Origin of the sequence: Campylobacter sp. 19-13652 (genome assembly GCF_019702925.1) — a bacterium.
In the GTDB taxonomy this organism is placed as follows: domain Bacteria; phylum Campylobacterota; class Campylobacteria; order Campylobacterales; family Campylobacteraceae; genus Campylobacter_A.
The window spans coordinates 1,617,567-1,636,452 of sequence record NZ_AP024713.1; the positions used below are offsets into that span (position 1 = coordinate 1,617,567).

The 18,886-nt window shown below is 39.2% G+C and carries 16 protein-coding genes and 2 tRNA genes; 11 read left to right on the top strand and 7 right to left on the bottom strand.

The window, feature by feature from the left end; translation table 11 throughout:
- Positions 1 to 9 precede the first annotated feature (9 nt).
- The 3 genes from LBC_RS07775 to LBC_RS07785 all read left to right on the top strand — a co-directional run bounded on the left by LBC_RS07775 (position 10) and on the right by LBC_RS07785 (position 2,125).
- Positions 10 to 85, top strand: a tRNA-Phe gene (locus LBC_RS07775).
- Between the two features lie 125 nt (positions 86 to 210).
- Complete coding sequence (locus LBC_RS07780) at positions 211 to 1,290, top strand: NAD-dependent epimerase (protein ID WP_221253874.1); 1,080 nt, start codon at positions 211 to 213, stop codon at positions 1,288 to 1,290.
- A 10-nt stretch (positions 1,291 to 1,300) separates the two neighbouring features.
- The gene (locus LBC_RS07785; protein ID WP_221253875.1) at positions 1,301 to 2,125 is read left to right on the top strand and encodes a DNA ligase; all 825 of its coding nucleotides are present in this window, start codon (positions 1,301 to 1,303) and stop codon (positions 2,123 to 2,125) included.
- 6 nt (positions 2,126 to 2,131) lie between these two features.
- Here LBC_RS07785 and LBC_RS07790 read toward each other — a convergent pair whose 3' ends face one another.
- Positions 2,132 to 2,740, bottom strand: coding sequence for a trimeric intracellular cation channel family protein (locus LBC_RS07790; RefSeq protein WP_221253876.1), 609 nt, complete (start codon positions 2,738 to 2,740; stop codon positions 2,132 to 2,134).
- A 129-nt stretch (positions 2,741 to 2,869) separates the two neighbouring features.
- Between LBC_RS07790 and LBC_RS07795 the strand changes: the two genes are divergently transcribed.
- From LBC_RS07795 to LBC_RS07825, 7 genes are all read left to right on the top strand, one after another.
- The gene (locus LBC_RS07795) at positions 2,870 to 3,454 is read left to right on the top strand and encodes a LemA family protein (protein ID WP_221253877.1); all 585 of its coding nucleotides are present in this window, start codon (positions 2,870 to 2,872) and stop codon (positions 3,452 to 3,454) included.
- Positions 3,454 to 4,056: a DUF1420 family protein gene (locus tag LBC_RS07800; protein ID WP_221253878.1), complete on the top strand. Its 603-nt coding sequence runs from the start codon at positions 3,454 to 3,456 to the stop codon at positions 4,054 to 4,056. The genes LBC_RS07795 and LBC_RS07800 overlap by 1 nt, the downstream gene beginning before the upstream one ends.
- On the top strand, positions 4,049 to 4,936 hold the full coding sequence (locus LBC_RS07805; protein WP_221253879.1) for a YgcG family protein: 888 nt from the start codon (positions 4,049 to 4,051) through the stop codon (positions 4,934 to 4,936). Before LBC_RS07800 ends, LBC_RS07805 begins: the two co-directional genes overlap by 8 nt.
- 72 nt (positions 4,937 to 5,008) lie before the next feature.
- On the top strand, positions 5,009 to 6,331 hold the full coding sequence (locus LBC_RS07810; protein WP_221253880.1) for a UDP-glucose/GDP-mannose dehydrogenase family protein: 1,323 nt from the start codon (positions 5,009 to 5,011) through the stop codon (positions 6,329 to 6,331).
- Positions 6,332 to 6,375: 44 nt separating this feature from the next.
- On the top strand, positions 6,376 to 6,834 hold the full coding sequence (locus LBC_RS07815) for an ecotin family protein (RefSeq protein ID WP_221253881.1): 459 nt from the start codon (positions 6,376 to 6,378) through the stop codon (positions 6,832 to 6,834).
- A 105-nt stretch (positions 6,835 to 6,939) separates the two neighbouring features.
- Positions 6,940 to 7,302 carry a hypothetical protein gene (locus LBC_RS07820; protein WP_221253882.1) on the top strand — a complete coding sequence of 121 codons (363 nt, stop codon included), beginning with the start codon at positions 6,940 to 6,942 and terminating at the stop codon, positions 7,300 to 7,302.
- Positions 7,302 to 7,631: a hypothetical protein gene (locus tag LBC_RS07825; protein ID WP_221253883.1), complete on the top strand. Its 330-nt coding sequence runs from the start codon at positions 7,302 to 7,304 to the stop codon at positions 7,629 to 7,631. Before LBC_RS07820 ends, LBC_RS07825 begins: the two co-directional genes overlap by 1 nt.
- A gap of 8 nt (positions 7,632 to 7,639) precedes the next feature.
- Here the strand turns inward: LBC_RS07825 and LBC_RS07830 are convergent.
- A tRNA-Leu gene (locus tag LBC_RS07830) sits at positions 7,640 to 7,724 on the bottom strand.
- An 84-nt stretch (positions 7,725 to 7,808) separates the two neighbouring features.
- Positions 7,809 to 8,309, bottom strand: a complete 501-nt coding sequence (gene luxS, locus LBC_RS07835) for an S-ribosylhomocysteine lyase (protein ID WP_221253884.1) — start codon at positions 8,307 to 8,309, stop codon at positions 7,809 to 7,811.
- 453 nt (positions 8,310 to 8,762) lie between these two features.
- On the opposite strand from luxS, the gene nifJ reads away from it, so the two are divergent.
- Positions 8,763 to 12,344 (top strand): pyruvate:ferredoxin (flavodoxin) oxidoreductase, encoded by a 3,582-nt coding sequence (nifJ, locus tag LBC_RS07840; RefSeq protein WP_221253885.1) that lies wholly within the window; start codon positions 8,763 to 8,765, stop codon positions 12,342 to 12,344.
- 1,627 nt (positions 12,345 to 13,971) lie between these two features.
- Here the strand turns inward: nifJ and LBC_RS07845 are convergent.
- The 4 genes from LBC_RS07845 to LBC_RS07860 form a co-directional block, all read right to left on the bottom strand.
- Positions 13,972 to 14,181 carry a hypothetical protein gene (locus LBC_RS07845; protein WP_221253886.1) on the bottom strand — a complete coding sequence of 70 codons (210 nt, stop codon included), beginning with the start codon at positions 14,179 to 14,181 and terminating at the stop codon, positions 13,972 to 13,974.
- An 890-nt stretch (positions 14,182 to 15,071) separates the two neighbouring features.
- Positions 15,072 to 15,278: a cbb3-type cytochrome oxidase assembly protein CcoS gene (gene ccoS / locus LBC_RS07850; protein ID WP_221253887.1), complete on the bottom strand. Its 207-nt coding sequence runs from the start codon at positions 15,276 to 15,278 to the stop codon at positions 15,072 to 15,074.
- The gene (locus tag LBC_RS07855) at positions 15,275 to 17,782 is read right to left on the bottom strand and encodes a heavy metal translocating P-type ATPase (protein ID WP_221253888.1); all 2,508 of its coding nucleotides are present in this window, start codon (positions 17,780 to 17,782) and stop codon (positions 15,275 to 15,277) included. The genes ccoS and LBC_RS07855 overlap by 4 nt, the downstream gene beginning before the upstream one ends.
- A 56-nt stretch (positions 17,783 to 17,838) precedes the next feature.
- The gene (locus LBC_RS07860) at positions 17,839 to 18,885 is read right to left on the bottom strand and encodes a c-type cytochrome (RefSeq protein ID WP_221253889.1); all 1,047 of its coding nucleotides are present in this window, start codon (positions 18,883 to 18,885) and stop codon (positions 17,839 to 17,841) included.
- Position 18,886 lies beyond the last annotated feature (1 nt).

The following is an 18,886-nucleotide window of genomic DNA, read 5'->3' on the forward strand; positions in this document are numbered from 1 at the left end:
AAATTTTGTGGTTGGATAGCTCAGTCGGTAGAGCAGCAGACTGAAAATCTGCGTGTCGGCAGTTCGATTCTGCCTCTAACCACCACTAAATTTTCACCCTCTTTAAAATTCTCTAGAAATTAAAAAATAACATCTAAAGCACAATTTAAAATAAAATTAGATACTATGCAAAGCTAAAAAATAAATTTGACTTTCAAAAAGGCTCCTTGAGTGAAAATATTAATAACAGGCACAGCTGGCTTTATCGGATTTCACCTAGCAAACGCTCTTGCTGCTAGAAATGATGAAGTTTTAGGGATTGATAACATAAACGATTATTACGATGTAAATTTAAAATACGCTAGGCTTAGCGAAGCTGGCTTTAGCAATGAGGCAATAGACTGCCTTAAAACCCAAAGCGACAAAAGCGAGTTTAAAATTTTCACAAGTCAAAGGTATGCAAATTTAAAATTTGCCAAAATAGACCTAACCGATAAAGAAAAAATAGATCAAATTTTTAAAGATTTTAAACCAGAAGTAGTGGTGAACCTAGCCGCACAAGCAGGGGTACGCTACTCCCTTATAAATCCTCAAGCCTACATAAATAGCAACATCACAGGCTTTTTAAATATCCTAGAGGCATGCCGACACATGGGAGTGCAAAATCTAGTATATGCTAGCTCAAGCTCTGTGTATGGACTAAATGAAAGCATGCCATTTAGCGTACACGAGGGCGTAAATCACCCTATAAGCCTCTACGCAGCCACCAAAAAAAGCAACGAAATGATGGCGCACACATATAGTCATCTTTTTGGTTTGCCGACGACTGGGCTTCGCTTTTTTACCGTTTATGGAGAGTGGGGTAGACCCGATATGGCACTATTTTTATTTACCAAAGCAGCGCTTGAAAACGAAAGTATAGACGTCTATAACCACGGCAAAATGAAGCGAGACTTCACATACGTGGGCGATATAGTAAAAGGCATCATAAAATGTATCGACAATAAAGCCCAGCCAAATCAGCACTGGGACGCTCTAGCACCAGACCCAGCTAGCTCTAAAGCGCCATTTAAAATTTACAACATAGGAAACAACAGCCCAGTCGAGCTAATGGAGTATATAGCCGCGATAGAAAAACACATAGGCAAACAGATAAAGAAAAATATGCTGCCTTTACAGGCTGGAGATGTGCCGCAGACTTTCGCTGATGTTAGCGATTTGGTAAGCGATTTTGACTACAAGCCAAGCACTAGCGTAGATGAGGGCGTGGGAAAATTCGTAAAATGGTATAGACAATTTTACAACGCATAAAGAAAATTTAATGAAAAAGACTGTTTTAATTATACTACTTTGTGCTGCATATGCTTTTTGCACAAGTAGTTTTGAACCTATGAGGCTTGGAGTATATAAAAAAGAGATGAATGTCAAAGGCTGGCTTGCGTCTGAGATGCTTGATGGGGTGAGGGCTTATTGGGATGGGAAGGCGCTATACACTAGACTAAATGAGCGCATAAATGTCCCCAGCGCATTTATCTCTGGATTTCCTCCATTTAAGCTAGATGGGGAGCTGTATACTAAAAGGCAAGATTATGCAAATATATCCTCAATAGTAATGGCTACTAAGCCAGATACTAGCTGGAGTGGCTGGGCGCAGATAAGCTATAATGTATTTGACGTGCCTGATGCTAAGGGCGGACTTTTAGACAGACTTAGCGTGATAAGGCGATGGCTAGAGCAAAACCCAGCGCTAAAATCAAGAATAAAAATAATCGAACAAGTCAAAATAAAAGACGAGGACGAACTTCATCATCTTTTTAAAAATATAACAGCAAGAGGTGGAGAGGGCATGGTGCTACGAGACCCACTGGCTCCATACACATCTGGAGTAAGTGACAAGAATTTAAAATACAAAGCCTATAACGACGCAGAATGCGAGGTAACAAGCCATAAATCCGTATCAAATGGCGTCATAAAATCCTTTGACTGCAAGCTACCAAATGGCAAAATGATGAGGATAGCCGCCAGCTTTAACCAAAGCAAAAACGCACCAAAGATAGGAGAAATTATCACCTACACGTATGAGCGTATAGGCAAGGGTGGCATACCAGAATCCCCAAAATACCTAAGGGTGCGCAAAGACCCATAGCGTAGCCTAATCCATCACAGGTAGGTGCCACGAGCGATAATACGCAAGCAGGCGAAACGCCACACCAAATGCAAAAAGTCCCCAAATATATGGCGCGCCGTCAAGCCCCAACTGCTTTAGCGCATAAAGCAACGCACTTATGACAATGGCAATCGTACCATAAAGCCCGGTGCGAAGTAACCATGGCACCTCATTCATCAAAATATCCCTAAGTACGCCGCCGCCTATTGCCGTAGTAAAACCAAGCATAACCACACCACAAAAATTAAACCCAGCCTCTATCGCCACAAGTGCGCCAGTAATCGTAAAGCTAGCAAGCCCCAAAGTATCACTAAGCACGAATAAAAATCTCTGCTCTAAACTATCCCTTTTATGAAGCTTTAAGCTAATGGCAATCACTAAAACGCAAACCACAATAATGCCTGGCATGGTGTTTGTAAAGGCAAATGGCGCCCTATCTGCTATAGTATCTCTTACTATGCCTCCGCCAAGGGCTGTTAAAAATGTCGCCACAAACACGCCAAGCCAGTCAAATTTACCGCGCGCTCCAGCGTAAAACCCACTAAGTGCAAATGCCGCCGTCCCCAAAAAATCGACTAAAACCCATACATCCATAAAAGCTCTTTTTTATTTATATTTTACATTTTAAATTTAAAAAAATGATTAAAAAATATTTAAATTTGATTTAAAAAACAAGATTTAAAATTTTGATAAAATTATAAACATAAACAAAAAGGATCAAATTTGAAAAAATTTATCATCTTAATCGTTGCCATCGTGGCTCTTGGAGCATGGATAATGCCACAGTACAACAATCTAGTAAAGCTTGATGAAGGCGTAAACGCAAAATGGGCGCAAGTACAAAATCAGTACAAAAGGCGCGCCGATTTAATACCAAACCTAGTCCAAACCGTAAAAGGCTACGCAAAGCATGAAAGCCAAACCCTCCAAAACGTAATAGAAGCAAGAAGCAAGGCAACATCGATAAATTTAAACGCAAGCGATTTGAGCGATCAAGCCAAAATGAAAGCCTTCGTAGATGCACAAAACTCGCTAAGCTCGGCGCTTTCTAAGCTAATGGTTGTGGTAGAAAAATACCCTGAGCTAAAGGCGGACGAGAGCTTTTTAAAGCTACAAGACCAGCTTGAGGGCACTGAAAATCGCATAGCCATAGCAAGAAAAGATTACATAGATGAGCTACAAGGATTTAACACCGTCTTAAGAAGTTTTCCAACAAATTTAATAGCAAAAATATTTACCCAAATAAGCCCAAAAGAGAGTTTTAAAGCCTCTGAAAATGAGCAAAATGCACCGCAGGTGAGTTTTTAGTGGTTATTAAACCGGAGTTTAAAAACAAACTATCAAGCCTAATTAAAAACATAGAGGCAAAAAGTAGCGCCGAGGTAATCTGTGTAATCACAAAAAGCACGCTAAATACTAAATTTACGTGCTTTTTGGTGTCTTTAGCGATAGCCGCACTTTGTGGGTTTTTCTCGATCTTTTTAAATTTAAGCAGCGTATTTTATATATTCGGGGTGGTTCTTTGCGGAGTATTTTTGATTTTACAAATTTTCCCAGCTATTTTTAGGATTATTTTACCTGAAAAATTTATAAATAAAATTTTATATAAATTTGCACTAAAAAACTTTAATAGCCTAGGTTTTAATGAAATAAATTCCAAACAAGTGCTAATGTTTTTTGTATCCTTAAGCGAAAAATATATCTGCGTAATAACCAAAGAAAGCCTAAACAAAGAAAATGGTAAGCTTGAAAATATCATAAAAGAATTTATCCAAACAGCAAAAAACGGCAACTTAGAAATTGGAATAATCAAAGCTTTGCGCGATTGCGGAGATGTTTTAATCCAAAGCTTTCCAGTAAAAAAAGACGACGTAAATGAAATAGAAAAAGAGGTAATAGAGCTTGATTAAAAAGATTATTTTATTTCTTGCTATTTTTAATTTTGCGTTTGGGATTGACTTTACAAAGATAAATAGCCAGGTAGTTGATGAGGCTAATATACTAAGCAAAGAGAGCAAAACAAAGCTAGAACAAAGACTTAGTGATTTTGAAAAGAAAAGCTCGGTGCAAATTTTAGTACTAACCCTTAAAAGCCTTGATGGATACGACATAGCCGAGTATGGCTATAGGCTTGGCAGAAAGCTTGGCATAGGGCAAAAAGGGCTTAATAACGGAGTGATATTATTAGTAGCTCCAAATGAGAAAAAGGTAAGGATTGAGGTTGGATACGGATTAGAGGGCGCGCTAAGCGACGCAGTAAGCGGCGACATAATACGGCATGTCATCCTGCCTAAGTTTCGCACTGGGGATTTTGACACAGGCGTACAAGAGGGCGTAGAGGCAATGATAAAGGCTAGCGAGGGTGAGTTTAGCGGACAAGGACAAGTAGCGCAAAGCGATGAGGAGGCAGATTTTATAGCACCCTTACTTGTAATTGGCTTTATTTTATTAAATTTTATAGGCTCATTTTTTAAAAATAAATCGCTCCACAGGCTATCTCGTGCAGCATTTTTAGGCATATTTGCCACCCTAATAGCCACAGGCTTTATAAACTCCGGGATAATTTTAATCACAATCTTTCTAGCCGTGTCATTGCTCTCATTTTTTACAATATCTAGCCCAAAAAATGGGAATTTTATATCAAATGATGATTTTTTTAGCAATATACCCAGGGGTAATTTTAAAAATTTTGAAAACTTTGGCTCCTTTAGCAGCAAAAGCTCAAGAAATAGTGGCTTTAGAGGCGGAGGTGGTAGCTTTGGCGGCGGAGGGGCAAGTGGTAGCTGGTAGGCATTTTGCGCCTCATGCTTTAACTTTTGTGCTAAAACTCGCTATAATCAGTAAAAAATTTAAGAGGCGAAAATGAAAATAGCAGTTATAGGCACAGGTTATGTTGGGCTAGTTACTGGCGCGTGTCTAGCAAAAATGGGAAACGACGTGCTTTGCATAGACATAGACGAGAGTAAAATCAATGCGCTAAAAGAGGGCAAAATCCCCATTTACGAGCCTGGGCTTGGCGAGATAGTGGCTGAGTGTACGGCAAATGGCACGCTTAAATTTGACACCTGCATAAAGCGCGCGCTTAGCTTTGCGAGCGTGCTTTTTATCGCGGTTGGCACGCCTATGGGAGCAGATGGTCAGGCGGACTTGCGATTTGTGCTAGAAGTGGCAAAAAGCATAGGCGAGCATATCAGCAAGCCTCTAATCATAGTCGATAAATCAACCGTCCCAGTAGGCACAGCCCAAAAGGTAAGAGAGTGCGTGCAATCTGAGCTAAATAGGCGTGGTGCTCAGGTAGAATTTGATGTCGTTAGCAACCCTGAGTTTTTAAAAGAGGGTGCTGCGGTGGAGGATTTTTTAAAGCCAGATCGCGTAATAGTGGGTAGTGATAGCGAGCGTGCAAGTGCCGTTATGCGCGAGCTTTATGCGCCATTTATGAAAAATCACGACCGCTTTATCCTAATGGATATAAAAAGCGCAGAGATGACAAAATATGCCGCAAATGCAATGCTTGCGACAAAAATCAGCTTCATCAACGAAATGGCAGCCATCTGCGAACTCGTGGGCGCAGACATAAACAAAGTCCGAAAAGGCATCGGTAGCGACCCACGCATAGGCTATAGCTTCATTTACCCAGGGTGCGGATACGGCGGAAGCTGCTTTCCAAAAGATGTCGAGGCACTTATATTTACAGCTCGCTCAAACGGCTTTACCCCACTTATCCTTCAAGCCGTTGAAAACCGCAACAAAGCCCAAAAAAAGGTGCTTTTTGAAAAAATTTATACCTATTTTGAAGGCGATTTAAAAGGCAAAAAAATCGCCCTTTGGGGGCTTGCATTTAAGCCAAATACAGACGATATGAGAGAGGCTAGCTCGATCACTTTAATAAACTTCCTAAATAACGCAGGTGCTAGCGTCATAGCTTACGATCCAAAAGCTAACAATGAGGCGCAAAAATACCTAAAAGACGCAGATATAACATATGCCTCAAACAAATACGATGCACTAAATAACGCCGATGCACTGGCACTTGTAACTGAGTGGAGTGAGTTTCGCTCACCTGATTTTGACGAGGTAAAAAACAGACTTAAAACCCCCGTAATCTTTGATGGACGCAATCAGTACGATGCCAGTACTCTTGCAAAACTCGGCTTTGAATATTATCAAATAGGAGTAAAATCATAAAAGTAAAGGGCGTTATTTTAGCTACCATTTGCTCTATTTTTGCATTGCAAGGTTGCGCTAGTGCTTTTAAAACAGGGGCAAAAAGCGAAAAGTCAATAAATTTAAAAGAGCTTTTCCCGGCGCAAATAAGTGGCAAACAAAGGCAAATAATCACACTAAAAGAGATAAAAAACGAGCAGGATTATCTCGTAATTATAAGCTTTGGGAAGTGGCTAGAGCTTGATTGCAATCACTACTTTTTAGGAATGGCAGAAATAAAAGAACACTCGCTTAATGGCTACGGGTACGCTTATTATGAATTTAACGCACAAAATGGCATCCTAGCTGGGACAAAAATGGTATGCCTGGGACAGAAAAAACAAAATAAATTTATAAAATACAGCAGCACCCTCACTTTACCGTACAACCACAAACTCCCACTTATCTTTTACGCGCCCAAAAATGTGAGGGTAGAGTATCAAATTTATAAGCGCATAAATAGCGGATTTGGCTATTTTGAGTGATTTTGAGCGCTTAAATCCAACGATTAAGCTAATTTTTATATTTCTTTAAGTTTGTTTGTTTTTTTGTAAAATCCCAATTATATTTTGATTAATAGGGGGTAAAAAATGAAAAATGGGCTACTTTTACCAGCTGTACTTTATGTGATTATTATTATAGTGTGTTTTGTACATAATAACTTTTTATTTGTTGGGGATTTGGGAGATAAACTTACCAAATTTAATGATAAGTGTAAATCTATGCTATATGAGGAATGGAGTAGGCAAAATATAGGAAAAGTTGAAAAATACTGCGAATGCCTAACAGATACAATGCATAGCAAAATGCAAATGCCTTACTGGGATAATATTTTAAGTTTTGGGAATGCGGAAATAAACGACACTGAAAAATACTTCCGAGAAGGAAAAATAGACGCTCTTGATATTTTAAACGAAAAAGAAATTTTATCGTGCAAGAAAAAGGCGCAATAATGAAAAAAGTGATACTTATCTCTGCTATTTTCCTAATCTCATGTGGCGATGATATAAATATTTTAAGAGATGACTTCTATGAATGGTGCAAAGCAAACAAGCTAAGCAATAATAATTCAAAGCAATTTTGCGACTGCGCTTTTGATTTTTATATATCACATTTTTCCGATAAAGAAATCAAATTTATGCTAAGGGATACTGATGGCTTATTTGGCCAGGACGACTTTTACGGATATTATAATATAAAATTTAAAATGGAAAGAGTACACTCAAGTATCTTAGAAAAAAGTTTTGATTACCTAAATTTCATGAATAAATGTATAAAATAGCGTTTAAGTGGTGCGGTTGAGAGGACTTGAACCTCCACGCCGTGAAGCACCAGATCCTAAGTCTGGCGTGTCTGCCAATTTCACCACAACCGCAAAGTTAAAGACGTATTTATACCCAAAGCATGCTTAAATTTATATTAAATATAAATTTAAGCTAAGTTAAAAAGCAAAAATCAGCTAAATCTTTGAGGGTTCGAGCCTAATCGCCTCATTATCGATAAAACCTATGCCACTTTTTAGCACATTTTGCGCAATCTCTTTTGCCTCATCAAGCGAATGCATTTTATACGTACCGCACTGAAGCTCATTAAGCTCTGGAATATCTGCCTCACTAGCCACATTAAGCACATCTTGCATACTCTTTTCCCACGCCTCACGGACAAGCCCCTCACTAGGCGCACCGACAAGGCTCATATAAAACCCCGTCCTACAACCCATCGGAGAAATGTCTATTATCTCCACACCATCACCATTTAAATGTGTTCGCATAAACCCAGCAAAAAGATGCTCTAAAGTATGAGTGCCTCTCTCGCTCATTATCTGCTTATTTGGTTTACAAAACCGCAAATCAAAAACGCTTATAGTGTCGCCCTTTGGCGTGGTCATCGTCTTTGCTAGACGCACTGCTGGAGCATTCATTTTAGTATGGTCAACACAAAAACTATCGAGTAAAGGCATAATCTCTCCTAGTATTATTATTTGTATAATAAAAAAATTAAGTTTAAAAATAAAAAAAATTTTTTATATTTACTAAAAAATGAAAATTAATTTTATATATTTAATTAAAATTAAATAAAATACAACATAACATAAATATAAAAATGTCTACATTATAGCCAAAATACAGTAAAAAATAGACAAAAAACAATGTAAATTAACGATTTTATGTTCATTAATTCTTATTTTGAATTTTATTTTAAAATAAAAAACTAATAATTTTCATTAAAAAATTTAAATTTTTTTCAAAATTTTTGATTATTTTAACATTTTTTACGCTACAATCCAAGCAAGGTAAAAATTATGCTACGAGCTATATCAAAAATTTATATCACAAAGCTTAAATGTCTTTTGTGTTAAATATGATATAATTCGTCCGAAATTTTTACAGATTTTTTGCTGAAAGGCTTTTTTATGAGTAAAGTTATGAAAACAATGGACGGCAACGAGGCTGCCGCATATGCCTCTTATGCCTTTACAGAGGTAGCTGGAATTTACCCTATTACTCCAAGCTCACCTATGGCTGACTACACCGACAACTGGGCTGCCCACGGTCATAAGAACCTATTCGGGATGCCTGTAAAAGTAGTCGAAATGCAAAGCGAAGCGGGTGCTGCTGGTACGGTACATGGCTCATTGCAAGCTGGTGCACTTACTACTACTTACACAGCTTCACAGGGTCTATTACTAAAAATACCTAACATGTATAAGATAGCAGGTCAACTATTACCAGGCGTAATCCATGTCTCAGCCCGCGCTATCGCATCTCAAGCGCTATCTATTTTTGGTGATCACCAAGACATCTATGCCTGTCGACAAACTGGCTTTGCAATGCTAGCTAGCGGTAGCGTGCAAGAGGTAATGGACATCGCTGGTGTAGCCCACCTATCTGCAATCAAGGGTCGTGTACCATTCCTTCACTTCTTTGATGGCTTTAGAACTAGCCACGAAATTCAAAAAGTCGAGGTCATGGACTACGCTCACTTTGATCGCTTGCTAGACAAAGAGGCTTTGCAAAAATTTAGAGACGAAGCGCTAAACCCAGATCATCCAAAAACTCGCGGTACAGCACAAAACGACGACATTTACTTTCAAACTCGTGAGCTAGTAAACAAATACTACGACGCAATACCTGATATAGTAGCTGAGTATCTAAATGAAATTTCAAAAATCACAGGACGCGACTATAAGCCATTTACATATTATGGAGCACCGGATGCAGATCGCATAATAGTAGCTATGGGCTCAGTAACTCAATGTCTAGAGCAGGTAATAGATCACCTAAGAGAAAAAGGCGAAAAAGTAGGCGTAATAAAAGTACACCTTTATAGACCATTTAGTACTAAATACCTATTTGACGTTATGCCAAAAACAGTCAAAAAAATCGCTGTACTTGACCGCACAAAAGAGCCAGGCAGCCTAGGCGAGCCACTATATCTTGATATTAAAGCGGCATTTTATGAGTCTGAACTACGTCCAGTAATTATAGGTGGGCGCTATGGTCTAAGCTCAAAAGACGTAGATCCAGCACAAATGCTAGCTGTATATAAAGAACTAGAAAAAGAAAACCCAAAGAACGGCTTTACTGTCGGTATTAATGACGATGTTACATTTACATCTCTTGAAGTTGGTGAACCAATTAGCTTAACTTCTGCTTATGAATGTCTATTCTATGGATTAGGAGCAGATGGCACAGTTGGCGCAAATAAAAGCTCAATTAAAATCATAGGCGATAACACAGACTACTATGCACAGGCATATTTTGCATATGATAGTAAAAAATCTGGCGGCTACACTAGAAGCCACCTACGATTTGGTGAAAGCCCAATCCGCGCTACATACTTAGTATCTAATCCTCACTTTGTAGCCTGCTCGGTCGCAGCTTACCTAGATATTTATGATGTCGTTGACGGTATTAGAGAAGGCGGTACGTTCTTATTAAACTCAATCTGGGATGAGGCTGAAACAGTAAATAGAATACCAAATAAAGTCAAAAAAATCCTAGCTGAGAAAAAGGCAAATTTCTACATCATTAACGCTACAAAACTAGCTCACGAAATAGGTCTAGGTAACCGAACAAACACAATCATGCAGTCAGCTTTCTTTAAGCTTTCAGGCGAGCGCCTAGGACTAAGCTTTGAAAAAGCAAAAGAACTGATGAAAAAACTAGCCGCTAAAACTTACGCAAAAAAAGGCGAAGCTATTATCGAGATGAACTACAAGGCTATCGACGTAGGCGCAGATGGTCTAGTAAAAGTAAATGTAGATCCGGCTTGGGCTAGCCTATCAACAGAAGTAGCCGCAAGTGAAGAGCTTTACAAAGGTACTGAATTTGTCGAAAAAATAGTCAAGCCTATGAATGCCGCTCGCGGTAACGAACTACCAGTTTCAGCCTTTATCGGACATGAGGACGGTAGCTTTGAATCAGGTACAACAGAATATGAGAAACGTGGCGTAGGCGTAATGGTTCCAAAATGGATAGAGGGAAATTGTATCCAGTGTAACCAGTGTGCCTTTGTTTGCCCTCACGCAGTTATCCGCCCATTCCTTATAGATGATGCTGAAATGGCAGCCGCTCCAGATGGTGTAAAAGCTCACGCGCTTGACGCAAAAGGCAAAGAAGTAGCTGGACTAAAATATAAAATTCAAGTAAGCCCACTAGATTGTACAGGCTGCGAGCTGTGTGCTCAAAACTGCCCTACAAAAGAGAAATCTCTCGTTATGGTTCCACTTGGTGAAGAGATGGATAAAGGTGAGCAAGTAAACGCTGATTATCTATTTAAAAAAGTAACTTATAAATCAGATCTAGTAGGCAAGGGTAACGTCAAAAACGTAGGCTTTGCGCAGCCATATTTTGAATTCCACGGCGCTTGCCCAGGTTGTGGTGAAACTCCATACATCACTCTAGTAACTCGTCTATTTGGCGATCATATGATAGTAGCAAACGCAACTGGTTGTAGCTCAATCTACGGCGGCTCAGCTCCATCTACCCCATATCGCAAAGATGACAATGGACGTGGTGTAGCATGGGCAAACAGCCTATTTGAGGACAATGCTGAGTTTGGTATGGGTATGAAGGTAGCTACTGAAACTATCCGCCACAGAATAGAAGATATAATGCTACGCACAAAAGACGCAGTGCCAAATCAACTATCAGCTCTATATAACGACTGGATAGAGTCTAAAAACACTAGCGCAAATATAGAAGTAGCCAATAAACTAATTCCTATTCTAGAGCAAAATCCAAGCGCAGAAGGCGTAAAAGAGCTACTAGGACTTAAGTCTTATTTGCGCCGCAAATCTCAATGGATAATCGGTGGCGACGGCTGGGCATATGATATCGGCTACGGCGGTCTTGATCACGTCCTAGCAAGTGGAGAGAACGTAAACATCCTAGTGCTTGATACAGAAGTTTATTCAAACACTGGCGGACAAAGCTCAAAATCAAGCCGCATGGGCTCAGTAGCGCAATTTACAGCTGCTGGTAAACCTATGCAGAAAAAAGATCTAGGCTACATTGCAATGACTTATGAAAACATTTTCGTCGCACAAATCAACTCAAATGCTAGCCAAGCAAACGTACTAAAAGCTATCACAGAAGCTGAAGCCTATGAAGGCCCAAGCCTAATCATCGCTTACTCTCCTTGTATAGCTCACGGCATTAAAGGTGGACTAAGCCACTCTGGCAACCACGCTGAAATAGCCACAAAATGCGGATACTGGCCGACATACATATATGATCCGCGTCTAATAAAAGAGGGTAAAAACCCACTTAAGATAACATCAAAAGAGCCTGATTGGAGCCTTTATGATGAGTTCTTGCTAAATGAGGTAAGATACAACTCTCTAGCTAAGCAAAATCCAGAACATGCAGCAGAGCTACTAGCTCACAACAAAGCTGACTCAAAACGCCGCTGGAGACAGCTAAAACGCCTAGCAGAAAGCGACTTCAGCGATGAAGCAGGCGAGGAGCAAGCTGCCGTAATAGGCGACTAATTCTTGTTTAAACCTTTCCCTTTCTTTGGGAAAGGTTTAAATTTATTTTAAATATTCTACACTCAAGCTTTAATATCTATTTTAAATTTTGTTTTAGAATTTTATAAGTTAAAAATATCTAAAAAAGACTTTGAATATTTTTTATACCTAATGAAACATTTAGCTCCTTAGAGACACTATCTATAAACTCAATTATCTGCACAAGTACTTTTTTAGCATTTTCGTTTATTGATTTATCTAGGTTTTTGAGACTTTATTTGAGTGCCCTTTGCTGTTTCAGCCTTGCTATTTCAGCCTTTTTGGCAAGACTTTTTAGATTTTTTTTAAGATCTTTATCCATCTGCTTTAATAAAATTTCAAATGAACTTTTTTCAATTTTTATGCCAGTTTTATCATCCGCGTTTATAAAAGTGCCGTTTATTATTCTTTTTCTGATACTTATTGAAAGCTTTGATATTCGCTATGCGATATATTATTATGTGGGTCGTGGTTTAGGTTAAATAGTTTAATTTGAACTTGATGGTCTTTTGTGTCTATGTTTTTATCATGGTCATTTAGTATACCACATATAAGTGAGTTTTCCAGTTGCTGCATTTAAATTTTTAAAAAGCCACCCCCTCCCTCTCTCCCCTATTAGCAATCCACCCCTTGTGACAGAGCCATCTTGGTTTGTGTATATTTATCTCTTGTGGTGTCAAAGCAAATAAAGCTTTACATCTCCTATTTTCCGCCACTATTGCTATTTGGGCTGTCATAATAATTCTTAGCAGAACAGTTATAAAAAGTAGCGCTTACTCTCTCGTCTTCATTTGTGCGAGAACCAAAATCCATCTCAGAAGCTATGTGATACATAACCGAGTTAAATTTATTTGTAACCTCTAAAGTATTTTTACTATATATACTCTTGTGGAAATTTGGCTATGTCATCTAGGCTAAAGCTATCTTTTGAGTTTAGCACATCCTAGCCCACAACTTGAGTTAGAATTTCATAAGCATTGCCGACGCTCTTTGCTATGCCTATTTCATCAAATGACCTAAACAGATGATTAGCGATTTTATAGTATCAGAATGAATTTTAAATCTTACAAAACCTCAGCAGCCTCATTAAACTCATCTGTAAATATCCCTAGATGTCTACTTTATAGCCAGCAGCGCGCCTTTTTACTATCAGTAAAAAGCAAAATAATGGCGCGCTTGGTTTTAAAAAACCTCAATCTAATAAATCATATTGCCAAATTCCACCTGCGACTTTAGCCTATCTGCCATATTTTTTGAGTACTCGCACCGCAAAGCTTCGATATAATCATTTTCAAATTTATTCTGTAAATATCCCATTAAGCCAGTGTTTGAAAGCACAAGATCTTTAAATTCGCTAATCTAGTGCTTTTTACAAGCTGGGTTTGCCGTCGTCTCATTTTCTACAAAAACCAAAAATAGCTCAGAAGCGGATATTTTATCCGCTTTTTGCGGCACAGTGCCAGAAATTTAAGTAAAAGAGCTACACAAGACCCGTATCATCTCATTACTCGCACTAGCTCCAAATCCGAGCGTAAAAAGCGGCTAAATCCAGTGCTTAAGGCGCCGCTTGATAGCTATAAAATCCGATTTTCCGCCCTATTTATCTCTCCTATGTCGTCATAGCTTTGATACACTCTTGCATTTTTGTAAAAAATCGCCCCATCATAGCTAAAAACGCACTAGGTATACGCCACATATCCTGCACACCAAGCTCGCCGCCCCTAGCATTTGCGCTATTAGTTATCCTATCAAAAAGCCTCACGCACACCCTAGTTACCTCCAAAAGAGAAAGACTCTTTTGTGTTTTTAAGATACTCATCAATCTTTTTTAGCGTGTTTTTATGTACCTTTACACCATTTGCTAACTCAGCTACTTTATTAAATCCTCTCCCATAAAGCCATCTTTATCCACCGAATATCCGTATAAATGGCTAAAATCAGCGCCTTAATATTGCTGCACTATAATCTCATTAAATTAAGCAGCGTTTGAATTTATTGAGTCTAATTTGGACGCTGCCTGCGATAAAAGGTTTAAATTTAATCAATAAATATTCATCTTTTACCCTCTCCTTCCCCAGATGCTTTAAAGTCTCACCAAAAATCACTCGTCTTTTCCACTAATTTAAACGAGCACTGTGTACTAAGAAGGCTTTGCGGGGAGGGGGATAAAATTTAACTCATTAAAGCTAAAACTAACGCCAACCGGTAGCTTGCTTTTAAATTCTTTTGCGGTTTCAAGCTCCTAGACGGTTTTACACACATCAAAGATTTGCACCTTGTTAAAATCTACTATAAAACCGCTCCTTTTTCTGTGTGATTTGCCCAGTAATCTCGCTAAACATCCTATACGTGCCCTCCATATCAATATGCACAAATGGGCTTATGCCTAGAGCGTGAGAATAGATATAATTTTCCTAATTAAACTGCTCAATCTGAGCTAGCATGTCTTTGTGGGTTTTAAAATCATTTGGCAAGCCTGCTACTTTATTAAAAAAGCCATTTTCATCTACCGTATAGCCAAAGCTTGAGCTAGGCGGATTAGCAGATAAAAGGCTAGAAAAGCTCCCACATTAAGGCTTGGCACTAGATTTTGACAACTGGGCTTTGCTATTTGTAAGAGATTTGAATTTATACTTTACACACTATTCATATCGCCCTTTGCTAGTTTTGTTAAACTTAGCAAAAATCATACGAATTTATATAAAATATTTAGCGCCTATTTTTAAATTCCTCGCGCCTTTTTTCTAGTTCATACGCATCATTAAGCGCATCCTCGCCATCATCAAGAGCACCTTCTAAAAACTTGCGATGATCCTCAAATTGCCTACTTTTTAACCCCCAAAGCAAAGCCGCAAGCCCAGCCCCACCAAGAGAAATCGATACTATAAGCATCATCACAACCACGCCATCACTCATATTTTTCCTTTAAATTTAAGCCCAAGTGAGAGGGAGTTTAACACCACCACGAGCGAGCTAAGCGACATAGAAACAGCAGCCACAAGCGGCACGACATACCCAGTCATGGCAAGCGGAATACTAAGGGCATTATAGACAAAGCAAAAGCCTAAATTTATCCGCACCTTACGCATGCTAGCCCTAGCCAGACGCACCGCAAAAACAAGCGCTTTTAGGCTGTCGTTTAGTAGTATCACATCGCTTGTATTAAGGCTCACATCAGCCCCTGTGCTCATCGCCACAGCCACGTGAGCCTCTGAAAGCGCCAAAGCGTCATTAATACCATCTCCCACCATAAGCACCCTGCGCCCAGCCTCTTTTAACCTTGATATCTCGCTAGCCTTATCCTCTGGCAGACAGCAGGACTTAAACGAGCTTATGCCAAGCTCTTGTGCGCTCTTTGCTACAGAGGCTTTGGTATCTCCTGATAGCACCATCACATCAAGCCCCATATCAAAAAGCGCACGCACACTATCTTTTGCCTCATCTCTTAGCGCAGAGCTAAGCTCAAAACTAGCTAGAACAACCCCATCAATCGCAAAATAATACCCTGAGCTACCAGAACATAAGCTAATACCAAGCTCCCTCATAAGCCTGCTACTACCGCCTGCTATCTCACGCTCTTTATAATAAGCCATCACGCCACGTCCAGCAAGCTCCCTAACACCGCAAACATCTTTTGGCATTACGCCTTTTGCTTTTAGATAACCTGCGATAGCTACGCTTACTGGATGGGTGCTAGCCTGCGTAATAGATAGCAAAATACCCTCATCAAATGGTGCAAAGTAGCTAAAACTAGACACCTTAAGCTCTTTAGTCGTTAAAGTGCCTGTCTTATCAAAGACTACCGTATCACACTCACAAAGCGCCTCAATAATGCTTGCATATCTAAAAAGTATGCCATTTTTAAATCCGATAGAAAGTGCGACCACGGTACTAACTGGAGTAGCTAGAGATAGCGCACATGGGCAGGCTATAACAATGACTGAAACACCTATAATAAGCGCATAGGAAAACGAGCTAGAAAATAGATAATAAACAAATGTAAGCACAGCAAGACCAATAATGGCTAAAGAAAAGCCTGATGAAATTTTATTTGCTAACTCCTCAATACGAGGCTTTTTAGATAGATTGTGCCAAAGCACGTCTAAAAGCCTGCCTATAAGGCTATTTTTTGCACTTTGGGTACAACGATAAAGCACGTTTCCATTTATGCAGATACTGCCACTTAAAATCTCGCCACCAGCCTCGACAAAAGCTGGCAAACTCTCGCCAGTAATCATCGATGTATCAAAGCTGGCCTCGCCACTCTTACAAACCCCATCAAGCAGAGCCATATCCCCAGCACAAAGCCTAATAATCTCCCCACTAGACACGCTATCAGCATTCACGCTAATAAACCCCTCGCCTCTTTTAACCATAACCGTGCTAGGTAGCCGCGCTAGGAGTGTATCAAAGGCATCTGTGGCGCTTTTTTTGCTTGTAGATTCAAAGAATTTGCCTATAAAAACAAAGGTGATAATCATAGCAACAGAGTCAAAATAGACCTCCCCGCTACGAGTAAGCATAGCATAAACCGAGTATATATAAGTACTCAAAGCTCCACTTGCCACAAGCGCGTCCATGTTTGCATGTCGCCCTAAAATACTAGCCCTAAGCCCAGCAAAAAATCCGCTACCAGTATAAAAAAGCACAGGTGTAGCCAGAATAAACTCGGCAAAATTTAAAATCAAGCGAATAGATTCGCTCATGCCACTAAAGTACCCACTATATTGTGCGACAGCTATCCACATTATATTCATAAGCCCAAAAAGCCCCACCAAAAGGCGCGAATAAAACTCTCTCCTTTTTTTCTGGGTGCGCTCCTCGTAGCTAGCCGCGTCAAATGGCATAGCCTTATACCCTACGCGCGATATTAAATTTATAATATAAGAAAGGCTTATGCTCTGTGGGTCAAAGACTATGTTTGCTTTTTGGTTTGTGGAGTTTATGCTAATTTCTAAAATGCCATCTTTTAAAGTTAAAAGCTTTTCTAAAAGCCAGACACAAGCCGAGCAGGAAATCCCCTCAATCACGAGGCTTATCTCGTGGGCTTTGTCTTTTACCCTGATATATTTAGCGTAAGTTGTTTCAAATTCTTGAATATCCAAAAGCTCGCTATCAAGCTTATCTGCTATGACTTTAATATCTGAAAGAGTAGGACAATCGGTAGAAATTTTATCATCTGTTGTATTTATGGCTTGGCTTTTGTTTGAGTTTAAAAATGAAAATTTATCAGACTTTACATCTTTGGCTGGATTTAGCTCATTATCACCTAGCCTATCATAAAACTCCTCAAGCCCACTTAAATGCAAAAGCTGCCAAACGCTCTCACAACCAGTGCAACAAAAGTACTCAGAGCCTGATTTTATCATGGCATTTTTATCAAATTTTTGCTGACAATGAGAACATTTTAGCATAGACATGAAATAAAGCTTTGTATAAATTTAAAATGGGCTAGGACTATCCTAACCCAAAAATATTAATGTAGATCAGCCCAAATCTTGCGCTTCCATAGTGTTGCAAATATGCCCAAAACTAAGAAATATAGCATTATATAAATTCCCAAGCTCTCGCGCTCTGCCTTTTTACTATCCCCTACTTTTTCCATATATCCGACTATTTGTTCAGTAGCTTGATCAGTCAAACCAACACGAGGCATAGCCGTACCTGGAAGCATTTTTTGAGTATCATTTATAAATTTGACCAGATAATTATCAGAGTTTTTCGCTCTAATCATCATAGATAAATCAGGTGGAGTTGAGCCTAAATACTCTGCAAGCAATGCTTTATTTGAAGTAGCATAAAGTTTTGCGTACTTCATATCATGGCATCTTTGGCAAGCATCAGCAAATAATCTCTCGTCACTTATACCATTGTTTTCGCTTATATATTTTTCGCTCATTGCTTTTAGATAAGCCACCAAATCAGCAATTTCGCCATTTTCATTATCAGAACTTGGTGCAAAATTTGGCATAGGAAAAGGCTTTTCATCGTTAAATTTATGACTTAACTTAAGCGCCATAGGTGGATTTTTAATAAGTGCAGCCAAAAACTCGCTATCATAAATAGCCCCAGCGGTACTAAGATCAGGTGGAACCACCCCAAAAGCCTCGCTAGCGCCAGCTGCATCATTTGGCGATTCTATACCAGCTACTTTCATGCCGTGACAACCTGTACAGCCAGCATTATTAAATATCTCTTCGCCTTTTGTGGCGTCGCCTTTGTTTAGGTCAATTTTTTTAATATCTCCCCAAAAGCTCTCATAAGAATCTAAATACTCTTTAGATGATTGTAAAGCCACCTTTGCAGATAAGACTTTGGCACTGTCATGGCTAAGCTCAGCCATAGTTAGCTCTACTTGTTTTTGATTTAAATGCTCTTTTGCAAGCTCCACATCCTCATTTATATAGTCAAAATCAGCAGCAGAGGTGTGAGGATGTAGCTTAGTATGTGCATAAGGCTCAATACCCCAGTAAAGAATCCCTGAAAGGATAACTAATATAGCAAATATCTTTAACTCTTTCATA